This is a genomic window from Reyranella aquatilis, assembly GCF_020880995.1.
GTDB lineage: Bacteria > Pseudomonadota > Alphaproteobacteria > Reyranellales > Reyranellaceae > Reyranella > Reyranella aquatilis.
The window spans coordinates 39770-51841 of record NZ_JAJISD010000020.1 but is presented as its reverse complement, the minus strand read 5'-3'; the positions used below and the strand labels follow the sequence as shown (position 1 = coordinate 51841).

The following is a 12072-nucleotide window of genomic DNA, read 5'->3' as shown; positions in this document are numbered from 1 at the left end:
CCGCGCCCGCAACTCTACGCCGACGCGGCCGTCTCTTGATACAAGGAGTGCTGCGGGAGCAGCGCGTCTCGAAGGATGGGCAACAGGCAAGGTGCGCGTTCCCACCCTTCGAGACGCATCGCTACGCGATGCTCCTCAGGGTGAGGTCGTTGTTTGAATGTTCGGCTTGATTCAATCTCGCCCAGAAGTGCTCTAGGTCAAAACTTCAGTGCCTTCGCGTAGGTGAGCAGGTCCTGCGCGACTTCGCCGATGCGCTTGTTCTGATCCATCGCGAGCTTGCGCAGCAGTTTGTAGGCCGCCTCCTCACCGATGCCCTTCTGCTCCATCAGCAGACCCTTCGCGCGATCGACGGTCTTGCGCTCCACGAGCGACAGGCGCGCGCGCTCGAGTTCCTCGCGCATTGCGTGATAGCGATTGAAGTGCGCGACCGCGACGTCGACGACCGGCTGCACGCGATCCTGCGTCAGTCCCTTCACCACATAGGCCGAGACGCCCGCCTCCATGCCGGCCGCGATGGTCGCGGGATCGGAGCGATCGGCGAACAGGGCGATGGGGCGCGGCTGCTGCTCCGTCGTCCGCCGCAGATCCTCGATCGCGTCGCGGCCGGGACTGTCGATGCTGACCACGATCACGTCGGGTTGCAGGACGTTGACGCGTGTTGCGAGGTCGTAAGTGCCGTCGAGCCGCGCGAGAAGAACGTAGCCGGCATCGCGCAGCCCGCGCTCCACGATTTCGGCGCGGGCGGGATTATCGTCGATCAGCACTACGGACAGGGGTTTCGACACGATCGCTCTCTTCGAGCCCGCAGGCGCAACAACCGTGCCAGCGACCGTGGAATGAGACTAAGGCGCTGATTCCACGAGCTTTCCGTCGGCCCAGCGGCCCGCGCGCGTCTTGCCGTCGGCATCGGTGTACTGGCCGTAGCCGTTGCGCTGACCGTTACGGAAGGCGCCCTCGTAGCGTTCGCGTTCGCCGATGCGCTCGACCCCCGGCCCATCGAGGAGGTCTGCATGGAACTCGCCGAGCCGGACGACATTGGGCTCGGCCAGCGTGCGCTGCAGCCCGAACCCTTCGAGCCGCCCGCCGACGAAGTTGCCCTCGGCCCGTTCGACCCCCGGCTTCTCGCGGACACCGAGACCGGTGGATTGGCCGTCCTTCCATTGGCCGGCGTAGCGCGTGTCGTCGGCCAGCCGGACGGTGCCCAGACCGTTCATCCGGTCGGCGCTCCAGTCGCCGGCCTGGCGTTCGCCGTCCCCAAGCTCGGCGACCCCGAGACCCTGCCGCTTGCCGTCGGCGACCTGGCCGACATAGCTCGCGCCGCCACCGTAGGTGAGGCGTTCGCTGTTCTCGAGATCGGGCCGACCGGCGCGCGCCGCCACGATGCGGGCCTCGCCCGCCATGGCGCGTGCGGCGCGGGCCGCCTCTTCCGCCCGTTCAACCATGGCACGCGCTTCACCCGCCGCGCGCTGTGCCTGGTCGACGAGCGCCTTCTGCGCGGTGCTCTCCGATGCGGCGGGCGGCGGCTGCGGTGTCGCCGGCACCGGCGCTGGCGCGGACACGGGCGCGCGCGCGGGCGCGGGCGTCGAGGTCGCCGGCGTTTCTCCCGACGGCGCGACCGGCACGGGCGCCGGCATCGCGGTCTGGGTCTCTACTTTGGGTGTGCCGAAGACACGTTCGCGAATCTGGGGCTGATACTTCCAGAGGGCGATGGCGCCCAGCACCAGCAGGATGATCGGCCAGCGCCGGCGCGAGCGCACCCTGCCGGACGACGGCGGCGTCTGGGAAACATTCCTCTCCGCCGGCTCCTCCGCCGGACGGTTCACACCGCCGAGCCGCGGCGATGCGGAAACGGGAGTGGCCATCCGCTGCGTCGGTGCATCCTCGGCCCGCGGCAACGAAGCGCCGAACAGGGTGCGCCATTCGGAGATCGTCTGCGGGCGCTGCTCCGGCGCGAAGGCGAGGCCGCGATCGATCGCCGACAGCATCGAGCCGTCGAAACGATCGGCATGGGTGACGGCGAGCGGACGATAGGGATCGCTGCCGACGCGACTCACCGCCTCGGGCGGCGGAAAGCCCGCGATCGCATGATGCAGCACCGCGGCCGTCGAGTAGATGTCGGTCCAAGGCCCCTGCTTGCCGTCCATCGCATACTGCTCGATCGGCGCATATTGCGGCGTGAGGATGCTGGTGAGCGTGCGGGTGCGGCCACCCATCGCCTGCCGCGCCGCGCCGAAGTCGATCAGGATCGGCACGCCGTCGCGGCGCACGATGACGTTCGACGGCTTGATGTCGCGATGCAGGAAGCCCTGGGCGTGCACGGCGCCGAGGCCGCTCAGCATGCCCTCGGTGAGGCTGCGCACCTCGTCCGGCTGCAAGCGCCGGCCGGGCTGGCGCAGGATCTGCGCGACGCTGTGACCGTCCTCGAACTCCATGACCGTATAGGCCGTGCCGTTGGCCTCGAAATAACGCAGCACCGGCACGATGTGCACATGGCGGAAGCGCGCCAGCGCGCGCGCCTCGTCGAGGAAGCGCTCGCGGCCCCAGGCGAAGTCGTCGGCATAGCGGGCGCTGCGCGGCGCCACCGTGCCATCGGGCCGGCGCGTCGCGAACTCGACCGGCATGTATTCCTTGATGGCGACGAACTTGGCCAGCTGGGTGTCGAAGGCCCGATAGGTGATGCCGAAGCCGCCATGGCCGATCAGTGCATCGAGGCGATAATCGCCAAGCTGCGTGCCCACCGGCAGGGCCTGATCGTGTTCTGCTGTCATGGGTACGCGCAACCTCGGCCCCTAGATGCGCGCTCTTGCTCGGCCGCACAAGCGGCTGGAAGCCGGATCAGCTTCTGTGGGTCGACACGGTGATCGCCGATTGCGGTCCGGCGTCGCGAATTTCCGGCATCAGTTGCAGGATCATGAGGAGGACGCACAACCCGATCCCGGTGAGCATCGTGGCAGGCCCCGTGCGCAGATAGGGCGTGGGCAGCGAGGCCCGTCGTTCGTCCGCCATGTCGGACAACTCCAAAAAAATGACTGCTTCAAAAACGATGGCCGAGCGGCCCGAAAAATTGGGCCAAGCCGGACACGAGCATAGATGAAGTTGCCTTAAAAATCCAACAAAGCCGTGGAATCACAAAGACTTAATAGATGATGTGAAGAACAAAAGCGAACCCCACAAGGCATGGCGTGCCGCTTGCGTGAAACCCATGCCGAATATCGTCCGCGAACTCCGGCCCCGTCCGGGTTAGGATCATCCCATGAATGCAGCCCCACGCGACAATGTCCGGACCCTGGTCCTGACCGGCGCCAGCCGAGGCATCGGCCATGCGACCGTGAAGAAATTCAGCGCCAACGGCTGGCGGATCATCACGATCTCGCGCCAGCCTTTCAGTGCGCTCTGCCCGTGGCCCAGCGGCGGCGAAAACCATGTCCAGCTCGACCTCGCCGATCCGGTCGACATCGGCCGCGGCATCGAACAGATCCGCTCGCGTCTCGACGGCGGCCGGCTCGATGCGCTGGTGAACAACGCAGCGATCTCGCCCAAGGGCAAGGGCGGCGGCCGCCTCGGCGCGATCGACACGCCGTTCGACCTGTGGCGGCAGGTCTTCAACGTGAACTTCTTCGCACCCGTCGCGCTGGCCCGCGGCCTGGTCGACGAACTGTCGAAGGCCCAGGGCTGCGTGGTCAACGTGACCTCGATCGCGGGCAGCCGCGTGCATCCCTTCGCGGGCTCCGCCTATGCGACGTCGAAGGCCGCGCTCGCGGCGCTCACGCGCGAGATGAGCCACGATTTCGGGCCGCGTGGCATTCGCGTCAACGCGATCGCGCCCGGCGAGATCGACACGGCGATCCTGTCGCCCGGCACCGAGAAGATCGTCGAGGAGCAGATCCCGATGCGACGGCTGGGCACGCCCGACGAGGTCGCCGACGTGATCCACTTTCTTTGCGAGAAGGGATCGAGTTACGTTTCCGGCGCCGAGATCCAGATCAACGGCGGCCAGCACGTCTAGGAGTTCGCGATGGACAGCACGATCACCACGCTGAAGGGCGAGACCGGCCGCGACGCGCGTCGCCGCATCCGCGCAGGCGCCGCCCGCCTGCCGACCTCCGGCATGGCGCCGGGCTTCGTGCAGGGCAATCTCGCGATCCTGCCCAAGGCGCTCGCCGCCGACTTCGCGCGCTTCTGCATGCTGAACCCCAAGCCCTGTCCCCTGCTGGGACAGTCGGAGCCGGGCGACTGGCGGCTGCCGACGCTGGGCGAGGATCTCGACATCCGCACAGACATCCCGCTCTACCGCATCTGGAAGAACGGCGAGATGGTCGAGGAAGTGACCGATCTCAAGGGCGTGTGGCGGGACGATCTCGTCTCCTTCGTGCTGGGCTGCTCCTTCTCCTTCGAGGAGGCGCTGATCGAGAACGGCCTCGAGCTGCGCCACCAGAGCTGCAACAGCAACGTGCCGATGTTCCGCACCAACATCGAGTGCGCGCCCGCCGGTCCCTTTCATGGGCCGATGGTCGTCTCGATGCGCCCGTTCAAGCCCGCCGACGCGATCCGCGCAGTGCAGGTCACGACGCGCTTTCCCTCGGTGCACGGGGCGCCCGTGCATCTCGGCAAGCCCGAGATGATCGGCATCAAGGACATCGGCAAGCCCGACTACGGCGATGCCGTTCCGGTGCGGGACGACGAACTGCCCGTGTTCTGGGCCTGCGGCGTCACCCCGCAATCGGTCGTGGCGACCGTGAAGCCCGAGTTCTGCATCACCCACGCGCCGGGCTACATGCTGATCACCGACCTGCTCAACTCGCGCCTGGCCGTCCTCTGACGATGGCGCGCCTGGAGTTCGAGGGCCACGCCAAGGGCGCGGTCGAAAAGGTCGCCGTCGACATCAAGGATCTCGTCATCGCCGGCTGGACCGGGCGCGACGTCACGGCGCTCAACCATCACATCGAGGAGCTGAAGGCGATCGGCGTGCAGCCGCCGTCGCGGGTGCCGATCTACTATCGCGCCGCCGCGCAGATGCTGACCCAGGCCGACCGTATCCAGGTGCTGGGCGACGACAGTTCGGGCGAGGTCGAGCCGGTGCTGGTCGGCGCCGCCGACCGTCTCTGGGTGACGGTCGGCGCCGACCATACCGACCGCAAGGTCGAGAGCTACGGCATCGCCGTGTCCAAGCAGATGTGCGCCAAGCCGATCGGCCGTACCGCCTGGCGTTTCGAGGAGGTCGAGCCGCACTGGGACCGGCTGATCCTGCGCAGCTACGTGCAGGAAGGCGGCAAGAGGGTCCTCTACCAGGAAGGTCCGCTGGCCCGGATCCGCGACCCGCGCGAGCTGATCTTCGGATGGCAGGACAACAAGCGGCTGCCCATGGGCACCGCGATGTTCTGCGGCACCATGCCGGCGATCGGCGCCATCCGGCCGTCCTCGCGCTTCGAGATGGAACTCGACGATCCTGTGCTCGGCCGCAAGATCACCCACGCCTACGACATCGAGACCCTGCCGGTCATCGCCTGAGGGCGATCGGCCAACCCTCTCCGGCGATCACGCGGGAGCAGAGTGAATGCCACGCATGGCTCGGCTGCAGCCTTGGCCTTGCGTGACCGGCGCCGCTGAACGTACGTTCAGCGCCTTCGGGAGGAACAAGTGACCACGATCAAGGGCGCCTACGACGGCATTACCGTTCTCGACTTCACGCAGGGCATCGCGGGGCCGCATGCCTCCATGCTGCTCGCGTTGCACGGCGCCGACGTCATCAAGATCGAGCCGCCCGAGGGCGACTGGGGCAGGGCGCTGGGCGAGCTGAAGGGCGACCATTGCGCCCATTCGGTCGCGTTCAACCGCGGCAAGCGCTCGATCGCGCTCGACCTCAAGTCGGCCGACGGCATCGCCGTCGTGAAGAAGCTGGCCGCCAAGGCGCATGTGGTGATGGAGAGCTTCCGTCCCGGCGTCATCTCGCGGCTGGGCTTCGGCTACGAGGACGTGAAGAAGATCAACCCGAACGTCATCTACTGCTCGGTGTCGGGCTTCGGCCAGACCGGCCCCTACAGCAAGCGGCCCACGGTGGACGGCCTGATCCAGGCGTTCAGCGGCATGATGGTGATGAACAGGATGCCGGACGGAACGCCGTGGCGTCAGGGCATGATCGCCGTCGACGTCACGACCGGCCTCTACACCTTCCAGGCGCTCAGCACCGCACTGATGCGCCAGTTCCGCTACAACGAGGGCTGCTTCATCGATTCCAGCCTGATGCGCGCGGCCGCCGCTTTCCAGGGCGCCAAGCTGATGGAGTGGGTGCTGTCAAAGGGCAACCCGCCGGTCCTCTACATGCCGGCCGGCAGCTTCAAGTCGTCGAACGGCTACATCATGCTCTCGGCGATGCGGCCGCATCATTTCCGCCTGCTGTTCGAGCTGATCGGCCGCGACGACATCGCCAACGATCCGGACCTGCAGACCCACGAGAACCGCATCAAGAACGCGCCCAAGATCATCAAGGCGCTGAACGAGACGATGCCGACCAAGACCACCGAGGAGTGGATCTCGATCCTGCAGCCCAAGGACGTGTTCTGCGAGCGGGTGAACAACTACCAGGACTATCTCGACCATCCGCACGTCAAGGAATCGGGCGCGATCGACTGGATCGAGCAGGACGGGTTCGGCCGCATGCCGGTCGCCAACATCGCGGGCCTGCCGCCCGCCTCGGAACATGCGCCGCAGCAGCATGCCCCGCACATCGGCGAGGACGGGCCGGACATCCTGAAGGAACTGGGCTACGGCACCGCCGACATCGACGCGATGTTCGCGCGCGGCGGCGTGCGCGCACCGGTGTCCGCCGTCAAGGCAGCGGACTGAGCGCGAAACGCTCGACATCGCGGCGGCTGCAGAGCCGCACGATGCGTTTTTCTCCGGCAAGCGCCTCGCATTCCCGGGCGAAGCGCTCGCGGTTCAGGCGGTGCGTCTTCAGCGCATAGAGCAGGATGGAATTGCGGCTCAGGAAGGCGTTCGCCAGCGATTCGCGATTGCCGGTGCCCCACAGTTCCTCGCGCGTCACGGCGCGCTTCACCGTCCGGCGCAGCAGGCGTCCCATGACGACGGGCAGGGGCAGGTCGAGCCAGACCAATGTGTCGGCCGGCCGCCACACCAGGTCGCGCACCTGGCCGTAGTTGCCGACGACGATCCAGCCGTCTTCGCGGGTCTCGCATTCGACACGATGGCGGAACAGGTCGGGCAGGGCCGGCTGCCAGTTGCGACCCCAAAACAGCGCATCGAGTTCGACCACGCGCAGGCCGGTGCGGTCGGCGAGCCGTTCCGCCAGCCAACTCTTTCCCGATCCGGTCGTTCCAAACACCACCACGCGTCGCATGGCCAAACTCTAGCGTCCGCGGCGCTCGACTTGCAGGAACGCTTTTCGCCACACCCCGGCATTGCCCGGCCGTGCCCAATCGGGGACAGTCGCCCATGCACATAGGACTCATCGCCGGCATCGGGCCGGCCGCCACCGACTTCTACTATCGCGGCCTGATCGACCGGCATGCCGCGGCCGGCATTCCGCTCGACCTCACCATGGCGCATGCCGACGTGCGCGAGATGAGCCGCAATCTCGTGGCTGGAAATCCGACCCGGCAGGCCGAGATATTCGCGGGCCTCGTGCAGCGCATGAAGGGCGCCGGCGCGGAAGCCGCCGTCATCACCTCGATGGGCGGCCATTTCTGCGTGAAGGAGCTGACGGCGATCTCGCCCCTGCCCGTGCTGAACGCCATTCCCGCGGTCGATGCGGCACTGGCGAAGCGCGGGCTGCGGAAGATCGGCATCCTCGGCACGAGGGCCGTGATGGAATCGCATCTCTACGGCGGCATTCCCTCGGTCGAGGTGGTGCCGACCGAAGCGCTCGACCGGGTGCACGACACCTACGTCGCCATGGCCACAATCGGCCACGTCACCGAAGCGCAGCGCCAGGTCTTCTTCGAAGAGGGCCGCAGGCTCCGTGCGCGCGGCGCCGAGGCGATCATGCTGGGCGGCACCGATCTCTTCCTCGCCTTTGCCGGCCACGATCCCGGCTTTCCCGTCATCGATTGCGCCGACATCCACGTCGACGCGATCTTCGCCACCTCGGCCCGCTGAGCCGACCCGGAGTCCCCCCATGGCCGACGACAACCGCCCGCGCCGCTTCGCCGTCCTGATCGACGCCGACAACACCTCGCCGCGCATCGCCGCCGGTCTGTTCGAGGAGATCGCCAAGTTCGGCGAGGCGAGCGTGCGCCGCATCTACGGCGACTTCTCCAGCACCCGCCTCAAGTCGTGGGCAGAGATCCTGCAGAAGTACGCGATCGATCCCTACCAGCAGTTCGCCTACACGTCGGGCAAGAACGCGTCCGACATCGCGCTGGTGATCGACGCGATGGACCTGCTGCACAGCCGGCGCTTCGACGGGTTCTGCCTGGTGTCCTCCGACAGCGATTTCACCCGGCTCGCCTCGCGCCTGCGCGAAGAGGGAGCCGATGTGTACGGCTTCGGCGCGCAGAAGACGCCCGAGAGCTTCCGCCAGGCCTGCCGCCGCTTCATCTACACCGAAAATCTCGTGCCAGAGGCCGCGGCGACGACGACCGGCGAGAGTCAGGCCCCGAGCTCGCTGCAGCCCGCGAGCGCGGCCGTGCCGTTTCTTGCCAAGGCGATCGCCCAGATGGAGAGCGAGGATGGTTGGGTGAGCCTGGGCGCCGTCGGCCAGCGCCTAGCCAACATCGCCTCCGACTTCGACCCGCGCACCTACGGCTTCCGCAAGCTGAGCGACCTGATCCGCAAGACCGGCGCCTTCGACATGGACCAGCCTGACGGACGCACCGTGCGCATACGCGCCAAGCCGGTGAAGGCACCGGACGCGGCACCGGCTGCCGGACGCACCGCGGGACGCGGGCGGGGACGCCGCCGGGCAGGCACTGGTGCCCCTCCCCGGTCGCAATCGGCGTAAGCGGCGGCATCTGCAGCGCCAGGCCACTTCGCGCGTTGCTTTTGTCCGCAGCGGCCCCTAAGGCCGACGGGCGACTGGCCGACGCCCGCCCCCTCTCTCAAGGACATCAATTCGTTTGAGCATCCAACCGGAAGTCGCCGGGTCGCACGTACCCTTGGCGAACGCCGCCTTCGCCTGGACCCGGGTCTTGTCCCGCTATCGGCAACCCAGCAACGGCCGCAGCATATTCGAGATCGCCGTGACGGTGGTGCCGCTCGCCGCCCTGTGGGCGCTGGCCTGGGCGACACTCGAAGTGGGCTACTGGCTGACGCTGCCCCTCGCCTTGGCCGCCGGCGCCTTCATGGTGCGGCTGTTCGCCATCCAGCACGACTGCGGCCACGGCGCGTTCTTCAGCAAACGCTCGGCCAACGACTGGATCGGCCGCATCGCCAGCGTGGCGACGCTGACGCCCTACGGCGTCTGGCGTCGCATGCACGCGACCCACCATGCCAGCACGGGCAATCTCGACAAGCGCGGCTTCGGCGACGTCGACACGCTGACGGTCGAGGAATATCGCGCGCGCTCGATGTGGGGCCGGCTGCGCTACCGGCTCTATCGTCACCCGCTGATCATGTTCGGCCTCGGGCCTGCCTATCTGTTCATCGTGCAGCATCGGCTGCCGATCGGCCTGATGCGCGAAGGCTGGCGGCCCTGGATCAGCACCATGACGAACAACGTCGCGATCGTGCTGGTCGCCGGTCTGCTGATCTGGCTGGTGGGCATCAAGGCCTTCCTGCTGGTTCACCTGCCGGTCCTGCTGGTCGCCGCCTCCGTCGGCGTGTGGCTGTTCTTCGTCCAGCACCAGTTCGAGCACACCAAGTGGGACAACGATCCGGACTGGAACCTGCACGAGGCCGCCCTGCACGGCAGCTCGCACTACGACCTGCCGGCCTTCCTGCGCTGGTTCACCGCCAACATCGGCATCCACCACGTCCACCATCTCAGCAGCCGCATTCCCTACTACCGGCTGCCCCACGTGCTGCACGACCATCCGGAGCTCAGGGACGTGGGGCGGCTGACCCTGCTCCAGAGCTTCCGCTGCGTGCGCCTTGTTCTGTGGGACGAGACCCAGCGCCGCCTCGTCTCGTTCCGCGAGGCCCGTGCGTCAGCCGGTTGACGGACAGGACTTCAGCAGGTTCTCCGCGGCCGGATCGCCGGGCGCCAGTTCGAGGCTGGTCTCGAAATGGCGGCGTGCGGCGCCCGGGTCGTTGTTGAGCAGGGCCGCCACACCTTCGAGCAGCGGCCCCCGCGTCCTCAGCTTCTCCGCGCGCACGGGCGTCGGGTCGCGCTCGAAAACCTCGAACAACACCACGGGACGGGTCTTGCCGCGAACGACGACGACGTCGATCGGCCGAATGGCATGGGCGTCGGGCCGTGCGAGATGTTCGTAGGTGTACTGCGACAGGAGCATGCCGACCCGATAGACCTTGGTCAGGCTCTCGACGCGCGATGCGAGATTCACGGCGTCGGAGATCACGGTGCCGTCCATGCGATGCAGCTCGCCGATCGTGCCCATCATCAGCGAGCCGGTATTGAGCCCGATCCCGATACGAACCGGCGGCAGGCCCTGAGGCACGCGCGCGGCATTGAAACGCTCCAGGGCGTCGATCATCGCCACCCCGGCGCGCACGCCGTCGTCGGCCTTCTCGAACAGGGCCATGATGGCGTCGCCGATATACTTGTCGATGAAGCCGCCGTTCTCGCGAATCACCGGTCCCATGTATTCGAGATAGGCATTGATGAAAGCGAAGTTTTCGTCGGGCGTCATCGTCTCCGACAAGGCGGTGAAATTCCGGATGTCGGAGAACATGATGGTCATGTGCTCGCGCTTGTTGTCGCCCAGCGCCACCGAGACGATGTTCGGCTTGCCGATCTTGGTGAGGAAGGCCTGCGGCACGAACCGTTCGATCGCCACGTTGGTCTCGCGCAGGTCGTTGATGGTCGTGCGCACCGCGTCGCGCATGGCGGCGAAGCTGCGGGCGAGATGGCCGATCTCGTCCCGGCGATCGGTGTTGGCGATGGCGTGCTCGAGGTCGCCGCCCGCGATCGCGCCCGCCTCGCCGCGCAGATGCAGCAGCGGGTCGAGGATCTGTCGCTGCAGCAGGCGCGAGGCCAGCCAGTAGACCAGCGGCAGCATGAGGGCGAGCATGACCATCGCGCTCACGAAGACATGCATCACGGCCTCGCGCGCCAGCGCCAGATCGTAGGTGACCTTGCGCACGATCGTCATCGGCGAAGCGTCCTTGACGGCGTCCGCCCTGTTGTAGCGGCTGTAGATCGTGACGAGGTGACCGGCGGCATCGGGCAACTCGCGGCGGCCCTCCCTCACGATCTCGGCGGCGAGGCCGGGATCGAGCTTCTCGCCGGGCCGGATGAGCGACCAGGTGCCCGAGGCATTGATCAGGAAGATGTCGACGTCGGTCACGTAGGCGTTCGACTGGACCGCGTCCGGGAAATAGTCCTTGAAGAAGAAGTCGCTCATCCAGCCGAAGTCGCTCTGCTTCAGCGTGGTGCGGACATCCGTCGAGCCCTCGATGATATAGTCCCTGCCGGGCGGGCCGTAATAGGCATAGGTCCGCAGCGTGCCGGTCACCGACGACAGATCGATGCCGTCGCTCATCACCCGGCCCTTGCCGAACACCGAATCGAGGAAGGCCGTGAAGGGGCCTTTCGGGAAGACGAGACCCCTGTCGGTGTCGAGGTTGGTGTTGAAGACCTTGTGGTCGCGGCCGATGAAGTAGAGATGCTCGACGCCGTACTTCGCGGCCAGGGCGTTCAGCTCCTCGAGAGACAGATCGGCAGGGCTGCGACCGCCGCGCTCGATGTCGACCGCGATCTCCGGCAGCACCTTCGCCATGGCCGCGTTGTTGCGCTCGTTCTCGCTGCGCAGCATCGTCTCGAAGACGTCGAACCGCTGGCTGAGGCTCTTCTCGATGCGGCGCAGTTCCTCGTCCTGCAGCCGCGACACCAGACGGTACATGGCCAGCGACGCCACGATCGTGGCGCCGAGACTCACGGTGACCAGCACCGCCAGCAGGAACAGACCGACCTTTCGCTTCATCGAAAGCCCGGTCCTT

The 12072-nt window shown here is 67.1% G+C and carries 12 protein-coding genes; 7 read left to right on the top strand and 5 right to left on the bottom strand.

Going from position 1 to position 12072, the window contains the following annotated elements; all coding sequences use genetic code 11:
* Positions 1-197: 197 nt before the first annotated feature.
* From LJ725_RS28490 to LJ725_RS28480, 3 genes are all read right to left on the bottom strand, one after another.
* On the bottom strand, positions 198-785 hold the full coding sequence (locus tag LJ725_RS28490; protein WP_230554303.1) for an ANTAR domain-containing response regulator: 588 nt from the start codon (positions 783-785) through the stop codon (positions 198-200).
* A 57-nt stretch (positions 786-842) separates the two neighbouring features.
* Entirely contained in the window at positions 843-2768 is a 1926-nt protein-coding gene (locus LJ725_RS28485) for a serine/threonine-protein kinase (RefSeq protein WP_230554302.1), read from the bottom strand.
* A 67-nt stretch (positions 2769-2835) separates the two neighbouring features.
* Positions 2836-3006, bottom strand: a complete 171-nt coding sequence (locus LJ725_RS28480; protein WP_230554301.1) for a hypothetical protein — start codon at positions 3004-3006, stop codon at positions 2836-2838.
* A gap of 247 nt (positions 3007-3253) precedes the next feature.
* On the opposite strand from LJ725_RS28480, the gene LJ725_RS28475 reads away from it, so the two are divergent.
* The 4 genes from LJ725_RS28475 (at position 3254) to LJ725_RS28460 (ending at position 6843) form a co-directional block, all read left to right on the top strand.
* Positions 3254-4006 carry an SDR family oxidoreductase gene (locus LJ725_RS28475; RefSeq protein WP_230554300.1) on the top strand — a complete coding sequence of 251 codons (753 nt, stop codon included), beginning with the start codon at positions 3254-3256 and terminating at the stop codon, positions 4004-4006.
* Between the two features lie 9 nt (positions 4007-4015).
* Entirely contained in the window at positions 4016-4819 is an 804-nt protein-coding gene (locus tag LJ725_RS28470) for a putative hydro-lyase (protein WP_230554299.1), read from the top strand.
* Between the two features lie 2 nt (positions 4820-4821).
* Positions 4822-5508, top strand: coding sequence for a DUF2848 domain-containing protein (locus LJ725_RS28465; RefSeq protein ID WP_230554298.1), 687 nt, complete (start codon positions 4822-4824; stop codon positions 5506-5508).
* A 129-nt stretch (positions 5509-5637) separates the two neighbouring features.
* On the top strand, positions 5638-6843 hold the full coding sequence (locus LJ725_RS28460) for a CaiB/BaiF CoA transferase family protein (RefSeq protein WP_230554297.1): 1206 nt from the start codon (positions 5638-5640) through the stop codon (positions 6841-6843).
* On the opposite strand, the gene LJ725_RS28455 is transcribed toward LJ725_RS28460, so the two are convergent.
* Positions 6827-7354, bottom strand: coding sequence for a P-loop NTPase family protein (locus tag LJ725_RS28455; RefSeq protein WP_230554296.1), 528 nt, complete (start codon positions 7352-7354; stop codon positions 6827-6829). The two genes, LJ725_RS28460 and LJ725_RS28455, sit on opposite strands and share 17 nt — an antisense overlap.
* Positions 7355-7449: 95 nt before the next feature.
* Here LJ725_RS28455 and LJ725_RS28450 point away from each other — a divergent pair, with 95 nt between their 5' ends.
* The 3 genes from LJ725_RS28450 (at position 7450) to LJ725_RS28440 (ending at position 10112) form a co-directional block, all read left to right on the top strand.
* Positions 7450-8112, top strand: a complete 663-nt coding sequence (locus tag LJ725_RS28450) for an aspartate/glutamate racemase family protein (protein ID WP_230554295.1) — start codon at positions 7450-7452, stop codon at positions 8110-8112.
* Positions 8113-8131: 19 nt separating this feature from the next.
* Positions 8132-8956: an NYN domain-containing protein gene (locus LJ725_RS28445; protein ID WP_230554294.1), complete on the top strand. Its 825-nt coding sequence runs from the start codon at positions 8132-8134 to the stop codon at positions 8954-8956.
* A gap of 187 nt (positions 8957-9143) precedes the next feature.
* Positions 9144-10112 carry a fatty acid desaturase gene (locus LJ725_RS28440; RefSeq protein WP_408015780.1) on the top strand — a complete coding sequence of 323 codons (969 nt, stop codon included), beginning with the start codon at positions 9144-9146 and terminating at the stop codon, positions 10110-10112.
* On the opposite strand, the gene LJ725_RS28435 is transcribed toward LJ725_RS28440, so the two are convergent.
* A complete protein-coding gene (locus LJ725_RS28435) occupies positions 10101-12056 on the bottom strand; it encodes an adenylate/guanylate cyclase domain-containing protein (RefSeq protein WP_230554293.1) in 1956 nt (651 codons plus the stop codon). The genes LJ725_RS28440 and LJ725_RS28435 overlap by 12 nt on opposite strands.
* Between the last annotated feature and the right edge of the window lie 16 nt (positions 12057-12072).

Excerpts from the sequence above, each read along its gene's own strand:
- LJ725_RS28485 (WP_230554302.1), bottom strand. The coding sequence starts at position 2,768 with ATGACAGCAGAACACGATCAGGCCCTGCCGGTGGGCACGCAGCTTGGC.
- LJ725_RS28480 (WP_230554301.1), bottom strand. The coding sequence starts at position 3,006 with ATGGCGGACGAACGACGGGCCTCGCTGCCCACGCCCTATCTGCGCACG.
- LJ725_RS28475 (WP_230554300.1), top strand. The coding sequence starts at position 3,254 with ATGAATGCAGCCCCACGCGACAATGTCCGGACCCTGGTCCTGACCGGC.
- LJ725_RS28470 (WP_230554299.1), top strand. The coding sequence starts at position 4,016 with ATGGACAGCACGATCACCACGCTGAAGGGCGAGACCGGCCGCGACGCG.
- LJ725_RS28465 (WP_230554298.1), top strand. The coding sequence starts at position 4,822 with ATGGCGCGCCTGGAGTTCGAGGGCCACGCCAAGGGCGCGGTCGAAAAG.
- LJ725_RS28455 (WP_230554296.1), bottom strand. The coding sequence starts at position 7,354 with ATGCGACGCGTGGTGGTGTTTGGAACGACCGGATCGGGAAAGAGTTGG.
- LJ725_RS28450 (WP_230554295.1), top strand. The coding sequence starts at position 7,450 with ATGCACATAGGACTCATCGCCGGCATCGGGCCGGCCGCCACCGACTTC.
- LJ725_RS28445 (WP_230554294.1), top strand. The coding sequence starts at position 8,132 with ATGGCCGACGACAACCGCCCGCGCCGCTTCGCCGTCCTGATCGACGCC.
- LJ725_RS28435 (WP_230554293.1), bottom strand. The coding sequence starts at position 12,056 with ATGAAGCGAAAGGTCGGTCTGTTCCTGCTGGCGGTGCTGGTCACCGTG.